Raw genomic sequence first — 18674 nt, forward strand, 5'->3', positions numbered from 1 at the left:
TTTAAGGATTCAAGTGGATAGTAATGAGAATAAATTATCAGGGACCCTTGCTATAGATCTTGGGAGTACAACGACTGTTGTTGCATTCCAAGCTGAGAATGAAGATTCTATAAAACTGCTTAACCTTCCATTAATAAGCAGATGTCCAGGTGAAGTCCCTAGCCTTATATGGCAATCATCAGATCAAAAGTCCTACTTTTTATTCGGACAAGAAGTACAAAAATTAGGTCTAACTGAAAAAAGAGATCAAAATCTCATTAACGATTTCAAACGCTGGATTGGTGCTCCAAAAGAAGACATTCCAAAACATTTTAATTTATCACCTAAAAAAGCTGGTGAGCTTTTTCTTAAAGAGATCTGGAAAAGAATTCCTTCAAATTTACAAATCAAAAAACTAGTTTTATCAGCACCTGTTGAAACATATAAGGAATATCGCAAATGGTTGAATTCAGTTTGTGATGATCTAGCAGTTCCGGAAATTGCTTTGGTCGATGAACCTACAGCAGCGGCCATTGGAGCAGGGCTACCTGGAGGTTCTACTTTATTAGTAATTGATCTAGGTGGCAGCACTATTGATATGTCGATGGTGCTAATTGAAGGGGGCGAAGGACAACCTGAGCCCATTGCACAATTAATTAGATTTGGAGGGAATGATCTTGAAGCGACAAGTAAACAAGTTTTTAGAGGTGCCAAAGTACTTGGCAAAGCTGGCCTTCGATTAGGTGGTAGAGATTTTGACAAATGGATTCTTCATTATCTTTTCCCGAAAATTAAGCCATCAGAATCACTTCTAGATACTGCCGAAAAATTAAAATGCAGGCTTAGTAATCAAGATATTTCTGAAACGAAAAAACTTTCAGAAGAAATTTTTATTAACGACCAAGAAGGAACAAAGAAATTCACTTTAATGAGGCTTGAATTCGAAGAACTTCTTCAAGAAAAAGGTTTTTTCAAAAGCATGTCAAAGCTTTTAGAACAAACTCTTGCTCAAGGCCGCTCAAATGGATTCGAAATGGCAGATCTAACTGGAGTTGTAATTGTTGGAGGTGGTTCTCAAATACCAGTTATCAAAAGATGGTTATTGAATAAAGTTGGTAAACAAAATTTGCTGCTACCACCTCCTGTAGAAGCCGTAGCAATTGGAGCAATAAAATTAACACCTGGTGTGACAATTAGAGATGTTCTCAATCGAGGAATATCACTGCGATTCTGGGACCAAAAGACAAATAGCCATATGTGGCACCCTCTTTTTCTTCCAGGCCAACCATGGCCAACAATTAAGCCTCTTGAGATTATTTTAAGTGCAAGTACACTTAATCAATTAGAAATTGAACTAAGGATTGCAGATAATCAAAGCAATCAACTTCAAAAAATACTCTATTTAAATGGGATACCGACTATTCAAGAGGAAGAAAGCACTGACAATCCAAACATACTACCTTGGTTAAATGATCCAATAATTATTAATTTAGACCCACCTGGAAAACCAGGTGAAGACTGTATAAAACTACGGTTTAGTATTGATAAGCTTTGTCAGCTTTGTGTTCAAGGGATTGATCTAAGAAATGAGAAGACAATTCTTGAAAAGGTTATTGGTTCGATTAGATGAAAATGAATTGTTTAATATCTCAAGAATCATATTTACCAAGAAAAACCCCTTCTTCACCATCAACCTTATCAAGTTTCAATTCAATAGTTTCTGTTTTTCTCGTAGGTATTTGTCGGCCATAGAAATCAGGCTGAATAGGTAGCTCTCTATGCCCAGTTCTATCAACCATTACTAAAAGCATGACTTTTTCAGGTCTTCCCCAAGCCTGAAGAGACTCTATAGCTGCTCGGACTGTTCTTCCAGTAAAAATAACATCATCTACCAAGAGAACTTGACGACCTTCCAAGCTCGAAGGGATTACAGTGGATGGTCCCATCTTGGTTCCAACTCGTACAAGGTCATCTCTATGAAAAGTAGGGTCAATAATACCTTGATCTATTGGGTGAGAAAGTTGCTTCTGTAATTCGGCTGCCAAAACCTGAGCAAGTTGAATCCCTCTTGTTGGGATGCCCAAAAGCAAAAGGTCCCTACTTTCTGGAACATTTTCAAGAATTTGAGAAGCAAGTCTTTTAAGAGTCTTAGCCAACTCTTGCTTTGAAAGTATCTCAACCCTTTCAGGGCTTGACTGATTTGTCATTGATAATTGATTTGAAGCTTATTTTATGCACATTTAGTTGATTTAATTGAATTGGGAAAAGCTAACGGAAGTTAATACAAACAATGCCCTTGACCAACAAAGAAGTAATTTAAGAAGAAAGCTAGCGAAAATAGAGCTTAAATCCTTCCAATGCCGAATAGAAGTTCTGACACTACTATGAGATCAAGTCATATAGCTCCTGTAGTTTTAACTATTCTTGATGGATGGGGATATCGAGAGGAAACAGAGAACAATGCCATCCTCAATGCTCATACCCCAATAATGGATGCTCTATGGTCTGCTTATCCTCATACACTTATTGAAGCAAGTGGGTCTGATGTTGGATTGCCAGATAATCAAATGGGTAATTCAGAAGTAGGTCATTTAACTATTGGAGCAGGAAGAATTATTCAGCAAGAGCTAGTTAGAATTAGCAATACCATTGAATTCAAAAAGCTTGACCAAATACCAAATCTATTAAGCCTTGCAGATAATTTAATTCAAAACAAAAAAACACTCCATTTAATTGGATTATGTTCAGATGGAGGAGTACATAGTCATGTCAATCATTTAAATGGGCTCTTAGAATGGGCAAAAGATAAAGGGATAGAAAAAGTCGCTGTTCATGCATTTACTGATGGTAGGGATACTCCTGCCAAGAGTTCATTGAAATATTTACAAGCCTTAAATGAGAAATTTAATTCTTTAGGGATAGGAGAACTGGCTAGTTTATGTGGAAGATATTGGTCAATGGACAGAGATAATAGATGGGAAAGGATTCAAAAGGCTCATGATTTATTAACTAATCCCGATTTCCCATTAACTCAATTATCTAGTGAAGAAATCATTAATTCTAGCTACAAAGAAAATATTACTGATGAATTCCTAGAGCCAACAAGGCTCACTAATTCTTACCTCAAAAATGGTGATGGTTTGATAATGTTCAATTTCCGTCCTGATAGGGCAAGACAATTAATCAAATCAATATCAGTAAAAACTTTTGACAAGTTTCAACGAAAACACTTCCCAGAAATTAACACGGTTACTTTTACACAATATGAGGATGATCTTCCTGTATCAGTTGCGTTTCCCCCAGAATCTCTAGACAATTTATTAGGACAAGTAATTTCTGAAAATGGATTACTTCAATATAGAACTGCTGAAACTGAAAAATATCCTCACGTAACTTATTTTTTTAATGGTGGAATAGAGAAACCTTTGCCTGGGGAAGATCGTTTTCTAGTTCCATCACCAAGAGTTGCAACTTATGATCTTTCCCCTGAGATGTCAGCAGACAAACTAACAAAGAGCTGTCAAGATGCTATTGAAAAAGGGATTTATTCCTTAATTGTCATTAATTTTGCCAACCCTGACATGGTTGGGCATACAGGTGTCCATGAAGCCACAAAAAAAGCTATAAATAAAGTAGATACTTGTATTGGGCAAATTTTAAATTCCATCGGGAAAATGAATGGAACCCTTTTAATAACAGCAGATCACGGCAATGCTGAATTAATGGAAGGGCCTGACGGAGAGCCATGGACTGCTCATACTACTAACCCAGTCCCTGTAATTCTTATAGAAGGTGAAGGACGCAAGATTTCAGGGCATGGCAATGCAGTTCAATTGAGAGAGGGCGGAGGACTGGCTGATATAGCTCCCACCTTGCTTCAATTACTCTCTCTAGAAAAACCTGATACTATGACAGGCTCATCTTTAATTGAAAGCATAAATTTACCTTCTAAAGCTTCTCTAATTACTCAACCTGCTTAACAATCACAATGCTTATTTCTATTCTTTCTTGGGTTTGGGTTTCTAGTGGCTTAATACTCATTCTACTGGTTCTTCTTCATAGCCCAAAGGGTGATGGCATGGGTGGCCTTGCTGCAAGCGGAAGCTCAATGTTTTCTAGTGCTAGCAGTGCAGAAGCAACATTAAACAAGGCCACATGGTTTGCCCTGGCTATGTTTCTTGGAATTGCTGTTGTTCTTAGTGCTGGATGGTTAAAGTAATCTAAGAAATTTATCAGAAGCTGAAGAATCAAATTATTATTCGATAGTTTCAAGCAAGATGATTATAAAAAAAAAATCATTAATTACAATCTCAATATTAATTTTAAGTCTAGATATATCAATTGTAATGAGCAGAATTAAATTTTGCGAGATCAAATTTAACGAGAAGAGGGGAGTAGAAGCATTAAAGAGGAAAATAAATAAGCAAGAAAGATATCAATACTCGCGGGGAGGGTCTCGTTTTTATTGTTATAAAATAGGGGTCGAGCATGATAAAAGCCAGAATCCTATTAATGAAAAGCCAATTTATGCTTGCTGTAAATCCCAATAAAAAAAGAAGGGGGAAACCCTTCTTTTTTTATTGTTTTAAAGTAATTTAAGCAATCTGATTAATAATCAAAATCTCCACCCATACCTCCAGCAGCACCTGGAGAAGAAGCTTCTTTTTTCTCAGGTAAATCAGCAACAATGCATTCAGTAGTTAGGACCATACCTGCAATAGAAGCTGCATTTTGAAGACCAGATCTTGTGACCTTTGCAGGGTCAACAATTCCTGCAGATAACATATCTACATATTCACCAGATGCAGCATTGTAACCTTCATTCAAAGGCTTGCTTTTTACATGCTCAGCTATAACAGCACCATTAGCTCCAGCATTCTCTGCTATCCGCATTAATGGAGCTGTCAAAGCAGACTGAACAATATTAGCCCCTATTAACTCTTCTCCAGAAAGTGAGCTAGAAGCCCATGACTCAATATCTGAAGCAAGATGAGCAAGGGTTGTTCCACCACCAGGAACAATTCCTTCTTCTACGGCTGCTTTTGTTGCATTAATAGCATCTTCTAATCTAAGTTTTTTATCTTTCATTTCTGTTTCAGTAGCAGCTCCAACTTTTACAACTGCAACTCCACCAGCAAGCTTTGCAAGCCTTTCCTGAAGTTTTTCTTTATCGTAAGTAGAGTCCGTTTCATCCATTTGCTTCTTTATTTGCTCGCATCTGGCTTGAACATCTGATTCATTGCCTTCAGCAACAATAGTCGTTGTATCCTTGTTAATTGTTACCCTTCTAGAAGTGCCAAGCATTTCTAAAGTTGCGCTCTCTAATTTAAGGCCTGCATCCTCAGTAATAAGAACACCGCTTGTCAAAACCGCCATATCTTCAAGCATTGCTTTGCGTCTATCACCAAATCCTGGTGCTTTGACTGCTGCAACATTTAATACACCTCTTAATCTATTAACTACTAAAGTAGCTAATGCCTCTTTCTCGATATCTTCAGCAATAATTAAAAGTGGTTTACCTGTTTTAGCAATTTGTTCTAATACTGGTACAAGATCCTGAACTAAACCAATCTTTTTATCTGTCAGAAGAATATAAGGCTCATCTAAAACAGCCTCCATTCTCTCAGTATCAGTTGCGAAATAAGGAGAAATGTAGCCTTTGTCAAACCTCATTCCTTCTGTTACTTCTAGCTCTGTTGTCATGGATTTTCCTTCTTCAAGGGAAATGACACCCTCTTTGCCAACTTTATCCATTGCGTTAGCAATCATCTGGCCAACTTCTTCATCATTGCCTGCAGCAATAGTTCCACATTGAGCAATAGCGTTACTATCACTAATTGGCTTTGCTTGCTCCTGGATTTTGTTAACAAGGAACTCAGTTGCCTTATCAATGCCCTTCTTAAGGGTTATTGCATTTGCACCAGCAGCAACATTTCTTAAGCCAGCTTTAACCATTGCATGAGCCAGGACAGTAGCGGTTGTAGTTCCGTCACCTGCGGCATCATTAGTCTTTGAGGCTGCCTGCCGAATAAGGGCAACTCCAGTATTTTCAATATGATCCTCAAGCTCAATTTCTTTAGCAATGGTTACACCATCATTAATAATTTGAGGAGCACCAAACTTCTTTTCTAAAACAACATTTCGACCTTTGGGTCCAAGTGTGACTGCCACGGACTCAGCCAAAATGTCAATACCTCGCTCGAGTGCACGGCGGGCTTGCTCGTTGTAAATAATTCTCTTAGCCATAGCAGGCGTTTACTTAAAAAAGAAGGGTAAAAATAAATTGTGCTTAGAATCTAAGCAGTTTGGATTGGATTTCAGTTAACGACAGCAAGAATATCCTTTTCAGATAAAAGAACATATTCGTCGCCAGCGAGCTTAATGTCAGTGCCTGCATACTTACTGTAGAGGACCTTGTCACCCACTCCAACTTCAGGAGCCTGACGGGAGCCATCTTCATTACGCTTCCCTGGGCCAACCTGGGCAACCTCACCAACCTGAGGTTTTTCTTTGGCAGTATCTGGGAGCAAAATCCCACCTGCCGTTTTCTCTTCTGATTCAGAGACTTTAATAAAAACGCGATCTCCAAGTGGCTTAACAGTGGAGACGCTGAGAGATACAGCCGACATGAATTAATGCAGGATCAACAGTTTGGCGAGAAATATCGCCTTTTGGAAGTGAGTAACACTCGCAACCATATGAACAACAACATATTCACCAAACCATCCCCGCGACTACAACTGTTCTGTGCGGTTGACCGAACCGCACAACAAAGCTTCCCTGCATAGTGGTAGTCTTGCGCGGTTTAGTGTGATTTGCTTTGCAAGCAAATCTTAAAAAGATTTTTAATTCTTATGGCTGCTGCTGCTACCGCATCTACTGGAACAAAAGGTGTAGTCCGACAGGTAATTGGTCCTGTATTGGATGTTGAATTTCCAGCTGGAAAGCTACCTAAAATCCTTAATGCTCTTCGTATTGAAGGGAAAAACCCTGCAGGCCAGGATGTTGCTTTAACAGCAGAAGTACAACAACTTCTAGGTGATCACAGAGTTCGTGCAGTCGCAATGAGCGGAACTGATGGGCTAGTCCGAGGAATGGAAGCTATAGATACAGGTGCTGCAATATCAGTACCAGTTGGCGAAGCAACTCTTGGAAGAATATTTAATGTGCTTGGCGAACCTGTTGACGAACAAGGTCCAGTTACAACCTCTACTACTTCTCCAATACATAGAGAGGCTCCAAAGCTTACTGATCTTGAAACAAAACCTAAAGTCTTTGAGACAGGTATTAAAGTTATTGATTTACTGGCTCCTTATAGGCAAGGAGGGAAAGTAGGGTTATTTGGAGGTGCAGGTGTGGGTAAAACTGTTTTGATTCAAGAACTAATCAATAATATCGCTAAGGAACATGGTGGCGTTTCAGTTTTTGGTGGGGTTGGTGAAAGAACTAGAGAAGGGAACGATCTTTACGAAGAATTTAAAGAGTCTGGGGTTATAAATGCTGACGATTTAACTAAGTCAAAGGTAGCTCTTTGCTTTGGTCAAATGAATGAGCCACCTGGAGCTCGAATGAGGGTAGGCCTTTCTGCCTTGACTATGGCCGAGCATTTTCGTGATGTTAATAAGCAAGATGTTTTGTTATTCGTTGACAATATTTTCAGATTTGTTCAAGCGGGTTCAGAAGTATCTGCTTTATTAGGGAGAATGCCTTCAGCTGTTGGATACCAGCCAACATTAGGAACTGACGTTGGAGAATTGCAAGAAAGAATTACCTCAACTTTAGAAGGATCTATTACTTCAATTCAAGCGGTATACGTTCCAGCAGATGACTTAACAGACCCTGCACCAGCAACAACCTTTGCTCATTTGGATGCCACAACAGTGCTTGCAAGAGCTTTGGCTGCCAAGGGTATTTACCCTGCTGTAGACCCCCTAGATTCAACCAGCACAATGCTTCAGCCTTCGATTGTAGGGGATGAACATTACAAAACTGCTAGGGCAGTTCAATCTACCCTTCAAAGGTATAAGGAACTTCAAGATATTATTGCAATCTTAGGACTTGACGAGCTTTCTGAGGAAGATAGAAGAACCGTTGACAGAGCAAGAAAAATTGAAAAGTTTTTATCTCAGCCATTTTTTGTTGCTGAAATATTTACTGGAATGTCAGGTAAATATGTGAAACTGGAAGAAACCATTGCTGGTTTCAATATGATCCTTTCAGGTGAATTAGATAATTTACCTGAACAGGCTTTCTACCTTGTAGGAAATATCAATGAGGTAAAAGAAAAAGCCAAGAAAATCAATGAAGAAAACAAAAGCTAGAGTTTTTAATATCAGTCCTTTTTGCCAAAACAATTCATCACCTCAACATTATTAGTAAAAAAATGCCCCTCACCCTCAGAGTACTTGCTCCAGACAAGAGTGTGTTTGACAACACAGTAGAGGAAGTAATACTTCCAAGCACTACTGGACTTCTAGGTATATTGCCCGGTCATATATCTATGGTTACGGCAATTGATATAGGTGTTCTCAAAGTTCGTGTAAATAATGGCAACTGGGAATCTATTGCCCTAATGGGTGGATTCGCAGAAGTTGAATCTGATGATGTAACAGTTTTAGTAAATTCAGCAGAACTAGGTAAAAGTATTAATTCCTCAGATGCAGAGAAAGAGTTAGAGCAAGCTAAAAGCCAATTAAGCAAATTATCCGATCAGGCAAACTCTGCTGAAAAGATAAAAGCTAAAGAAAACTTGGACAAAGCAAGAGCAAGAGCACAAGCAGTATCCAACTAAAATTATTCAAAGACTTTTTGTAGAACTATTCAGTTGAAATTATGCTGTTCCACAGAAGGTAACTTCTGGGAACTTAAGTTTTGCCTCTTCAAGAGTTTTACCTTTGCCTTCTTCTTGCCAGTAATTAATAACTTCTGTTGCTTTATTAAGGACTTCTACTCTCTCATTATCAGTAATCCAGGCTTTATCTTCTAATTCAGTCTTAAGAGTTTCCCAAGCATCTTCCCTAGGCCAAAAGAAATAGGCTGTAAGTGGGCTAGTTCCTCCTCCAACAATTTGATCTACAGCTAGAGCTACATTGTCAGGCAACCAAAGGATTTTCAATAAGAACCTTCCTTCATCTGCTTTAGGGGTATGGCCTGATGGCACACCATCAGCGTCAAAAGTCGCAGATGCTAATACTTCTGCAGCACCTAGCATCCCAGGCCTACCTGTTTTGACTTTTTCATTTTCACTCAATGCTGAGTTGGAATTTACCTGATCCTCTTGAATAGTAGAGGAATCATCAGAAACACTCATTTCTAAGCTTATACAACTAACAATCAACTAACTTAACAGCATTAGCTCCATGAAGAAACTTTGAATTTAAAAGGATTGGTACTATTTGACATCGATGGTGTTATTCGCGATGTAGAAAACAGCTATCGCTTAGCAGTAAAAAAAACAGTCAGCCAATTTTGCGGATGGGAACCTAATAATACAGAAATTGATCACCTTAAATCAGAAGGTCGTTGGAATAACGATTGGGATGCGAGTCTTGAACTCATTAAAAGATATATTCAAAAAGAACAACTCTCAATCAAACCACCTGATCGGGAAAATCTCATAAATGCATTCAGCAAGTTCTATTTTGGTGGAGATCCTTATGGGGATCCTAAGCATTGGGAGGGGTTTATAAAAGACGAACCACTTTTAGTTAGCAAAAGTTTCTTTGAGAAGTTAACCCACCAAAACATTGGTTGGGGGTTTGTCAGTGGTGCAGAAATCCCATCCGCGAAGTTTGTTCTTGAAAAACGAATTGGACTCATAAAACCACCCCTATCAGCAATGGGAGACGCCCCAGAGAAGCCAGACCCTACAGGATTAATTAAGCTTTCATCTCAGCTATATTCTGAGCCTTTAGGCCTAGGGATGCCTCCAATTTCATATCTTGGAGATACAGTTGCTGATGTCCTAACAATTCAGAGAGCGCGAGCAGAATGCCCAAAACAAAAGTTCATAAGCCTAGCAGTAGCACCACCTCACCTTCACAACAAAAAAAGTCTTTCAGATCGCAAAGCTTATGAACAGCGTCTAAAGGATGCTGGGGCAGATACAATTCTCCAGTCAACAAGTGAAATCTTGCAACTTCCCTTCTCTTGCTAAGTATTTATAAGAGACGACATTCATTGTTCCATTGCATCCACTGATTTCAACGCATTGCAAGTAAGAACTTCAGGAGCGCCTGAAGTAACTAAAACATCATCTTCTATTCTAATTCCTATATTTTTCCATCTTTCTTCAATAAATGGCTGGCCTTCTGAAACAGCTAAAAGGTCACTGATATAAATACCTGGTTCTACTGTTAAAACCATTCCAGACTCCAGTGGAACTGGAAATTCTCCTAGCCTATATGCCCCTACGTCATGAACATCTAAACCGAGCCAATGTCCAGTTCTATGCATATAAAGATGTTTATATGCCCCTTGCTCAATCAAAGACTCTATAGATCCTTTCAATAAGCCAATATCTATTAAACCTTCAACCAAAACCCTCACAGCTTGTAAATGTACTTGCTCGGTATTTTTCCCAGGCAAAACATACTCAATAGCTGCATTCTGTGCAGCTAGAACAATCTCATAAACAGCTCTTTGTTCTGAAGTAAATCTACCGTTAACTGGAAAGGTCCTTGTAATATCTGCATTGTAATAATCGTCTAAAGAACATCCTGCATCAATTAGCAATAATTCTCGATCATTAAGAACTGCATTATTTAATGTGTAGTGCAAAATACAAGCATTTTTCCCACCTGCGACTATCGAACCATATGCTGGCCCTCTAGCTCCTTGTTCTAAAAAAGAATTTTCGATAGCGGCCTGAATCTCTCTCTCATTCATTCCAGGACGAGTTAATTTTCGAGCTAATTCATGAGAATTAGATGAGATACGACCAGCCTCTCTTATTCGCTCAATTTCCCAAGAGTCCTTTTTCAATCTTAATTTATGTAAATAAGAGCATGGACTCTTTAAACCTAACGGGATGGAATCGCCTCTAGAGGATCTTTCTAACAGTTCAGACCAAACATTAAGAACTATAGGTTCTACTTTTGAATGTTTACCTATGCGAAAAACAATATCCTCTGCTCCAATCAAATATTGGCTCAACCTTTCTGAAAATTCATCTAGAGGATGAGCAATATCAGCATCAAAATTATCAATAACTCCTTCCGTTCCCCATCGAAAACCATTCCATATTTCAGCAGATGGTTCTTTAGGCAAAACAAATAGAACAAACCTCTCGCCCTTAGAACGATGGGATAAAAACAATGCAATCGCATTTGGCTCATCAAAGCCAGTCAAATACCAGAAGTCACTATTTTGCCTAAAAGGGTATTCACAATCTGCATGATGGGTTACCAAATTTGCTGCCGGAATGATTGCAGCACTACCCCTCAATTCATTTAAGAAGAGATCTCTTCGTTTTTTATAGATTTGCTGATCGTTCACAGTGGATTAATCACCAATTCAATCTTAAGGATGGCAGGAGTTGGAACATCATGGAAAATAAAGTTTAAAGTTCAAATGATTCTTCCAAATCATCAACAACTACTAATGTATGAATTCTGACATTCTATTTCTAGCAAGTCTTGTTGCTGTTGTGCTTTTTGGTTCAGCATTCTGCTCTGGGGTAGAAGCCGCTCTTTTATCAGTCAATCCATTAAGGGTACATGAACTTGCTGAAAAACCTAATCCAATAAGAGGGGCTAGGAAATTAGCGAAGTTACGTCAACGTCTTGGAAGGACACTAACTGTTGTAACCATTGCAAATAATAGTTTTAATATTTTCGGAAGTTTGATGTTAGGTATCTACGCTACTTTCGTTTTCACAGAAGGATTACATCGAGCATTGTTTTCTATAGGGTTAACAATGCTTGTACTTCTTGTAAGTGAAATACTTCCAAAATCAATAGGGGCAAAGTTCCCTTTACGAATATCACTTGCAAGTGCACCCATACTTCATCTTTTAAGTGTATTAATGCGCCCATTAATACTTCCATTAGAACACTTATTGCCCGTAATTACTGCAGAAAGCGAGATTAGTACAGATGAAGAAGAAATCCAACAAATGGCAAAGATAGGTTCCCAACAAGGCCAAATTGAAGCAGATGAAGCTGCAATGATAAGCAAAGTTTTTCAACTTAACGATCTAACTGCTAGAGACCTAATGACCCCAAGAGTTGCCACTCCTACACTTGATGGATCTATGACATTAGATAAATTACGCACAAATCTCTTAACAAATAATTCTCAATGCTGGGTAGTACTAGGGAAAGAAGTAGACAAGGTTTTGGGCATAGCCAAGCGCGAGCGTTTACTCACAGCATTAGTACAGGGCCATACTCAATTGACACCCTTAGATCTTTGTGAAGCTGTGGAATTTGTCCCGGAAATGATTCGAGTAGATCGATTGCTGACTTGTTTTAACAAAGACAAAACAGGGACAAGAGTAGTAGTTGATGAATTTGGTGGTTTTGTAGGTTTAATAGGTGCTGAATCAGTACTGGCTGTTTTAGCTGGATGGTGGAGAACATCAAATAAATGATGTATTCACAATCAACTTCAGAATCATGTAGTGTTTTACTCAAGAGATGGGAGAAGGGGTTAGATCTAACTTGCCTTGAACAAAAACAACTTTCAGGAGAGCTCAAGGCTCTTAACAAGCAAATCAATCGATTGTCAAATAGACATATACGTATAGCTGCCTTCGGCAGAGTAGGCGTTGGGAAATCAAGCCTATTAAATGCCCTTATTGGCAAGAATATCTTTGCGACTAATATTGCCCATGGATTTACCCGAAAGACTGCAGGCGTTGTTTGGGACCAGTCTGTTGAAAGTTTGCAAACTATTGAATTTATAGACACCCCTGGTATTGATGAAATTTCCGCGAATGCTCGTGCTCGTTTAGCCTCAAAAGCGGCCCTTGAATCTGACTTAATTTTATTAGTACTCGACAGTGATATGACTAAAATTGAGCTTAATGCACTTCAATCACTCCTTGAAAATTCAAAGCCTATATTATTAGTCCTAAACCGGTGTGACCAATGGGAAGGGAAAGAAATACAAAAACTTGTTCAAAGTATTAGGACTCGTCTCCCTGCTTCAGCCAAGAAACTAATTATTGAGACGGTAGCAGCAGCACCTCGTAAAGCAAAATTCTTTTCAAATGGACGCATCCGCAGTGAAGAATGTGAGGCGGATGTAGATGTCCTTAAACAAAGATTACTAAATATCTTAGAGGAACAAGGCAATACTCTTTTAACACTAAATGCTCTTCGACAAGCAGAAAATTTTTACCATATTCTGAAAAATGGACGTTTAAAACGACGTAAATCAGAAGCACAGACTCTTATTGGCAAATTCGCAGCATTAAAAGCATCAGGAGTTGCAGTTAATCCTCTCCTAATCTTTGACTTTGCAACAGGGCTAGCTTTAGATACTGCTTTGATAATTCAACTAAGTAAAATATATGGATTAGATGTACAACGACATTCAGCAAGGAAATTACTAAAGGAGCTTTCTATTAACAACAGTTTGCTAGGCGGGACTCAAATTGGGATCCAATTTTTATTAGGAGTGATTCAACACATTTTATTCCTAGCAACTCCTTTAACCGGGGGACTAAGTCTTGCACCTTCAGCACCAGTCGCTTTAGCACAAGCTGCTGTAGCAGTTCACACCACAAAACTAACCGGACGATTGGCTGCAGAGGAGCTACTTCGCAATAGCCAAATTTCAGGAGCTAATCCACAATCAATATTACGGCACCTTATAAAAACAAACCCCAGTATTCAACAATATGTATTCAGGTGGAGTATGAGAAGCAATCAGCAATGTAAAAGCATGCAAAGTCTCTTGCCATGAATCAACATTCATATTCTTCTATAGCTTTGTTAGGAACAAGTGCAGATCCTCCAACAACAGGTCACAAAGCTCTTCTAATGGGTTTAAGCAATCTCTTCCCGAAAGTCATCACTTGGGCAAGTGACAATCCAGCGAAGGAACACAAGGCCTCTCTAAAACAACGTCATGAACTTCTGAATATCTTAGTAAAAGCTATCGCTCTACCAAACATAGAACTAAAGCAAGAATTAAGTAGTCAATGGGCAATAAAGACTATAGACAAAGCTATTGAATGTTGGCCAGGAAAAAAGCTAATTCTAATAATAGGCAGTGATCTGATCAATGATCTTCCTAATTGGTTTGAAGCAAAAAACGTTCTTAGCAAGGCTCAACTAGGCATTGTTCCTCGTCAGGGTTGGCCTATGAGTAATACAGATCTAAAACCAATTTATGATCTTGGAGGTGTAATCAAAATATTACCGTTAAATATTCCTGACACTGCCAGCTCAGATATCCATACACAGCAATTGCTTTCTCAAATACCAAAAGCAATATTGCCAATTCTTAAACAAAAAAACCTTTATGGTATCTCCAAAAGAATCCAATGAGAGTATCTCTAGCTCAGCTAAATCCAATCATCGGAGACTTGGAAGGGAATAGCAAGAAAATTATTACTGCCTGCCGAAAAGCTAAGAAACAAAATGCAAACATTCTTATCACTCCTGAACTCTCCCTATTGGGCTATCCACCACGAGATTTACTTTTAAGCCCTATGTTTTTAGAACGTCAATGGGTGATTCTTGATACAATCATAAATCACATTGCAAAAGAGAGTCCGAATCTATCGCTTCTGATTGGCATTGCAGAGCCAACGAAGGACAATCAAATACCAAAATTATTCAATTCAATAGCACTAGTAAACGCAAAAGGGTGGGATATTGTTGCAAGGAAACAATTGCTTCCGACATATGATGTGTTTGATGAAAAAAGGTACTTTAGGTCTGCAAATAATTCAGGATCGATACATATCAATCTCAATGGTAAAGACTGGCACATTGGGCTAACAATATGCGAAGACTTATGGGTCGAAGAAAAAATCCAAGGGCAACGAATAATCGGGCCAGACCCAATAGCAGGTCTTACTAACAAGGGAATTGATTTACTCCTAAACCTCTCAGCATCTCCTTTTAGTCATCGCAAAGTCCTATTACGTCAAGAGATAGCTGCAGAAGCTGCAAAAAGACTATCCTGTCCCGTAATTTATCTCAATCAAGTTGGTGGAAATGACGAGTTAATATTTGATGGGTCCAGCTTTGCAACAGATAAAAAAGGAGAGGTTATTTTTAATCTACCTACATGTCGAGAGTCTATTGCTATTTGGGATTCAACTCCTACCTCACATGATTCAATTCAACCTCTAAGCGATGCTCAAGAAATACTTTTACAAGTATTAGCACTTGGGCTACGAGACTATGTCCAAAAGTGTGGATTCAAAAGTGTTGTACTTGGATTAAGTGGGGGGATTGATTCTGCGTTAGTAGCAGTTATTGCTTGTGCTGCATTAGGAGCTGAGCAAGTATCTGCTGTCTTAATGCCCTCACCTTGGAATTCAGAAAGCTCTATCACAGATGCTCATCAATTAGCTAAAAGGCTTGGGTTCCAAACAAAAATAATCCCAATTACATCTCTAATGCAAAGTTATGACAAGGCACTTGAAATACCGTTAGGGGAAATCCCTAACGGTTTAACTGCAGAAAACCTTCAAGCTCGAATCAGAGGGACTATTCTTATGGCAATAGCAAATAATGAAAACCATCTTTTATTATCAACTGGTAATAAATCTGAGTTTGCCGTTGGGTATTGCACTCTTTATGGAGACATGAATGGAGGACTATCTGTAATAGGAGACCTTTATAAAACAAGTGTCATACGTTTATGCAACTGGCTTGACAGTAAAGCCTCCTATAGATGCAGAGAGCATTTAGGGCTACCAAAAGACATAGATCTTATAGGCTCTTCAATACGAAATAAGCCTCCTAGCGCAGAACTGAGTCCAAATCAACTTGATAGTGACTCACTCCCAAACTATGAAATTCTCGACCCAATTCTCAAAGGTTTAATTGAAGAAAGACATAGTCCAACAAAACTTGTGCAACAAGGATATGATTCGGTTTTAGTAAATCATATCCAAAAATTATTAAAACAATCTGAATTTAAAAGGCGACAAGCGCCACCTGTTTTAAAAGTAAGTAATCAAGCATTTGGAAGTGGTTGGAGAATACCTATTGCATCAACATAATGAGTAAGAAGCTAAGGTTAGATTTAGCAAAGTAAATACTCAAAGAAAAACCAAAAATTAAATGCCACAATCCGTCCTATCTGCACCGATTTCCAGCATCGGTATCCCTAAAGAAATCAAGCCAGACGAACTTAGAGTTGCTATTACCCCAGATGGTGTAAAGGAATTAGTAACCCAGGGTCTAGAGGTCCGAATAGAGACAGGGGCTGGAGAAGGCGTGGGAATTACTGACGAAGCCTTTGCTGAAGCAGGTGGAATTATAGCGACCCAAGATGAAGCTTGGGATGCCCATCTTATTGTCAAGGTTAAAGAGCCTCAACCTCAAGAATTCAAACTACTGCGAGAAGATATGGTCTTGTTTACATATCTACATTTGGCAGCATATCCAAAAGTTGCGGAAGCATTATTAAAAGCAGGAACAACAAGTATCGGCTATGAGACTGTCCAAATGGAGGATGGCAGCCTGCCTTTGCTTGCTCCCATGAGTGAAATTGCAGGGAGATTAGCCGCTCAAATTGGAGCTCATTTACTTGAAAAGCCTAATGGTGGTAGAGGAGTATTAATCGGAGGATGTACAGGTGTCAGACCTGCAAGAGTTATTGTATTAGGAGCAGGCACCGTAGGTTGGAACGCTGCAAGACTTGCGGCCGCCATGGATGCAGAAGTGATGCTCCTAGATCGATCACCTGAAAGGTTAAGAAAACTAGAATCACATCGCAAAGGAAGACTTGAAAGCATAGTAAGTAGCAGAGGTCTTCTTGAAAGATTAATCCCATCAGCTGATCTAATCATAGGTGCAGTGCTTACACCTGGGGGCAGGGCACCGACACTCGTCGACGAAAATATGGTTATGCAAATGAAAAGCAACTCTGTAATAGTTGATGTATCTATTGATCAGGGAGGTTGTATTGCTACAAGTATTGAAACCACTCATACAAAACCTACTGTAAATATTAAAGGAGTTCAGCATTATGCAGTAAGCAATATGCCTGGCGCAGTACCTTTTACGTCAACTGAAGCATTGGTAAGCGTTACTCTTCCATATATTCTTGGCATTGCAGGTCGTGGTCTTGAAGGGGCAATTACTGAGCGTCCTGAAATAGTATCTGGTTTAAATACAATTAGTGGCTCAATATCCCACCCTGGGGTAGCCAAAGCTCTTGGTCTCCCACCCAGACATCCAATGGCTTGCTTAAATTAAAAAATTCCAATTAAATGACAGAAACATTTCTTATAGGCCGTTTTAAAGAAGAAATAGCTATACCTTCTCTCAAAGAAAGCAATAATGAGGCAGCCTCTAGATAATTAGAAGCCGTTATAATTTTTGAAGAATATTCAGATTGAACGCTTAACCCTAATGACTCTAAGTCAACTTTTAAGACTCCAGGGTTAGAAACAATAATGAGTGGAATATCTCTCTCAATGCACCCTAAGACTGCTTCTCCACCAAGTGCTCCCTCAGGTGCAATTACTGCACCTACTTTCTCTATGCCAATCAAATCTGACATAGAAAGGCCTCTCATTGTTTTCAGGTTATCGGTAGGGATCAAATCGGGAGCTCGACTTAAGCCAACTAAAACACAAGGTAAGAATGTATAGCCAAGTTCTTCTCCAGCAGCACGGGGATCCAATGAGTCTTCCATTGGCAATGGAAACAAAGCAGGTGCATGGGCACATGGTAGAGATAAATGTCGAACCAATACATGACTGATAATTGCTTCAGCACCTCCCATCAAATCAACGCCTCTACCTTTCCTATAAGCATCTAATTGCTTGCTCTCCAAGACATCTGGGAACCTTGTCACTACAGCGATAGCAGTTGCACCTGCATCTTTTAATTTCTCCCCAGCTGTTAATAGGGTCTCTACTGTTAACAGTTCCCCCCAACCTGACCCACTAGAAGATTCTTTTAAAGATATTTCAAGAGGAGACTCGGTGGTAACCACAGGGCCTATATCCAAGCCCAAAGTTGCACGGCAACCATCAACTGATTGCAAATGTCTTTGACGTAATTCAGCTTCTAACCCTGCATCAAATAACACTCCAACTGTTTGTTTTCTAACAGGTCTCAACAACAAATCACCGCATGCAAATTTATCAATGCTAAAGCCTTCGACATATTGTATTCGCTCATCATTCCAAAAAAGGGAGGCCCCATTCATAACATTTGGATGAGTAATTAAACATCCACTAGCCGCAGCTAGTAATCGAGCAAATGGAATAGCATCGCCAGCAAACCCTCCAACTTCACAACCAATTCCAGTAGGAATTAATAAAAGGGCTGGTAATGGAGCAGAAGAATTCAAAATCTCATGAGATACTTACAACAGCTTCTATAATTAATTTTTTAGAACAATCCAATTTCTCAGAAACACTAATACTGGTTATTGCCCATCTTATAGGATCACCAAAATGCCTTAGTCGAGCAATTACAAATTGTCGAAGGTGATTAATAGGCAATGAGTCTGGCCAATCTAATTCTACTTCTAAAGATTTCAGCCTCACA

General features: G+C 39.1%; 18 protein-coding genes. 11 read left to right on the plus strand and 7 right to left on the minus strand.

The genetic code is table 11. The features are described from left to right. The first annotated feature begins 13 nt into the window (after positions 1–13). The gene (locus EV07_RS07595) at positions 14–1609 is read left to right on the plus strand and encodes an Hsp70 family protein (protein ID WP_036919103.1); all 1596 of its coding nucleotides are present in this window, start codon (positions 14–16) and stop codon (positions 1607–1609) included. 19 nt (positions 1610–1628) lie between these two features. Here EV07_RS07595 and pyrR read toward each other — a convergent pair whose 3' ends face one another. Next, positions 1629–2186, minus strand: coding sequence for a bifunctional pyr operon transcriptional regulator/uracil phosphoribosyltransferase PyrR (gene pyrR, locus EV07_RS07600; RefSeq protein ID WP_036919106.1), 558 nt, complete (start codon positions 2184–2186; stop codon positions 1629–1631). Between the two features lie 150 nt (positions 2187–2336). Here pyrR and gpmI point away from each other — a divergent pair, with 150 nt between their 5' ends. Then, complete coding sequence (gene gpmI, locus EV07_RS07605; RefSeq protein WP_036919108.1) at positions 2337–3959, plus strand: 2,3-bisphosphoglycerate-independent phosphoglycerate mutase; 1623 nt, start codon at positions 2337–2339, stop codon at positions 3957–3959. Between the two features lie 8 nt (positions 3960–3967). Beyond that, complete coding sequence (gene secG / locus EV07_RS07610) at positions 3968–4198, plus strand: preprotein translocase subunit SecG (protein WP_036919110.1); 231 nt, start codon at positions 3968–3970, stop codon at positions 4196–4198. Positions 4199–4587: 389 nt separating this feature from the next. Here secG and groL read toward each other — a convergent pair whose 3' ends face one another. Both groL and groES read right to left on the minus strand, forming a co-directional pair. Beyond that, complete coding sequence (gene groL / locus EV07_RS07620) at positions 4588–6225, minus strand: chaperonin GroEL (protein WP_036919116.1); 1638 nt, start codon at positions 6223–6225, stop codon at positions 4588–4590. A gap of 71 nt (positions 6226–6296) precedes the next feature. Beyond that, positions 6297–6608 (minus strand): co-chaperone GroES, encoded by a 312-nt coding sequence (gene groES / locus EV07_RS07625; RefSeq protein WP_036919118.1) that lies wholly within the window; start codon positions 6606–6608, stop codon positions 6297–6299. Positions 6609–6833: 225 nt separating this feature from the next. On the opposite strand from groES, the gene atpD reads away from it, so the two are divergent. Both atpD and atpC read left to right on the plus strand, forming a co-directional pair. Further along, positions 6834–8300 carry a F0F1 ATP synthase subunit beta gene (gene atpD / locus EV07_RS07630; RefSeq protein ID WP_036919120.1) on the plus strand — a complete coding sequence of 489 codons (1467 nt, stop codon included), beginning with the start codon at positions 6834–6836 and terminating at the stop codon, positions 8298–8300. A 62-nt stretch (positions 8301–8362) separates the two neighbouring features. Further along, positions 8363–8770 (plus strand): ATP synthase F1 subunit epsilon, encoded by a 408-nt coding sequence (atpC, locus tag EV07_RS07635; RefSeq protein ID WP_036919122.1) that lies wholly within the window; start codon positions 8363–8365, stop codon positions 8768–8770. A 39-nt stretch (positions 8771–8809) separates the two neighbouring features. Here the strand turns inward: atpC and EV07_RS07640 are convergent, their stop codons facing one another. Next, positions 8810–9289: a 30S ribosomal protein PSRP-3 gene (locus EV07_RS07640; RefSeq protein WP_036919125.1), complete on the minus strand. Its 480-nt coding sequence runs from the start codon at positions 9287–9289 to the stop codon at positions 8810–8812. Between the two features lie 60 nt (positions 9290–9349). Here EV07_RS07640 and EV07_RS07645 point away from each other — a divergent pair, with 60 nt between their 5' ends. Further along, positions 9350–10135, plus strand: coding sequence for a TIGR01548 family HAD-type hydrolase (locus EV07_RS07645; RefSeq protein WP_036919127.1), 786 nt, complete (start codon positions 9350–9352; stop codon positions 10133–10135). A gap of 20 nt (positions 10136–10155) precedes the next feature. Here the strand turns inward: EV07_RS07645 and EV07_RS07650 are convergent, their stop codons facing one another. Beyond that, on the minus strand, positions 10156–11475 hold the full coding sequence (locus EV07_RS07650; RefSeq protein ID WP_036919130.1) for an aminopeptidase P N-terminal domain-containing protein: 1320 nt from the start codon (positions 11473–11475) through the stop codon (positions 10156–10158). A gap of 109 nt (positions 11476–11584) precedes the next feature. Here EV07_RS07650 and EV07_RS07655 point away from each other — a divergent pair, with 109 nt between their 5' ends. The 5 genes from EV07_RS07655 to ald all read left to right on the plus strand — a co-directional run bounded on the left by EV07_RS07655 (position 11585) and on the right by ald (position 17369). Continuing rightward, entirely contained in the window at positions 11585–12571 is a 987-nt protein-coding gene (locus tag EV07_RS07655) for a CNNM domain-containing protein (RefSeq protein ID WP_036919132.1), read from the plus strand. Next, complete coding sequence (locus tag EV07_RS07660; RefSeq protein WP_036919135.1) at positions 12568–13890, plus strand: GTP-binding protein; 1323 nt, start codon at positions 12568–12570, stop codon at positions 13888–13890. The genes EV07_RS07655 and EV07_RS07660 overlap by 4 nt, the downstream gene beginning before the upstream one ends. Continuing rightward, a complete protein-coding gene (locus EV07_RS07665; protein WP_036919136.1) occupies positions 13887–14477 on the plus strand; it encodes a nicotinate-nucleotide adenylyltransferase in 591 nt (196 codons plus the stop codon). Before EV07_RS07660 ends, EV07_RS07665 begins: the two co-directional genes overlap by 4 nt. Beyond that, positions 14474–16168, plus strand: coding sequence for an NAD+ synthase (locus EV07_RS07670; protein ID WP_036919139.1), 1695 nt, complete (start codon positions 14474–14476; stop codon positions 16166–16168). Before EV07_RS07665 ends, EV07_RS07670 begins: the two co-directional genes overlap by 4 nt. 61 nt (positions 16169–16229) lie before the next feature. Continuing rightward, positions 16230–17369 carry an alanine dehydrogenase gene (ald, locus tag EV07_RS07675; RefSeq protein ID WP_036919141.1) on the plus strand — a complete coding sequence of 380 codons (1140 nt, stop codon included), beginning with the start codon at positions 16230–16232 and terminating at the stop codon, positions 17367–17369. Between the two features lie 10 nt (positions 17370–17379). On the opposite strand, the gene EV07_RS07680 is transcribed toward ald, so the two are convergent. Together EV07_RS07680 and EV07_RS07685 are read right to left on the minus strand one after the other, a co-directional pair. Beyond that, entirely contained in the window at positions 17380–18474 is a 1095-nt protein-coding gene (locus EV07_RS07680; protein WP_036919143.1) for a DUF3326 domain-containing protein, read from the minus strand. 4 nt (positions 18475–18478) lie between these two features. Further along, positions 18479–18673 (minus strand): hypothetical protein, encoded by a 195-nt coding sequence (locus EV07_RS07685; protein WP_036919146.1) that lies wholly within the window; start codon positions 18671–18673, stop codon positions 18479–18481. Between the last annotated feature and the right edge of the window lies 1 nt (position 18674).

The organism is Prochlorococcus sp. MIT 0603 (assembly GCF_000760215.1).
In the GTDB taxonomy this organism is placed as follows: Bacteria; Cyanobacteriota; Cyanobacteriia; order PCC-6307; family Cyanobiaceae; genus Prochlorococcus_E.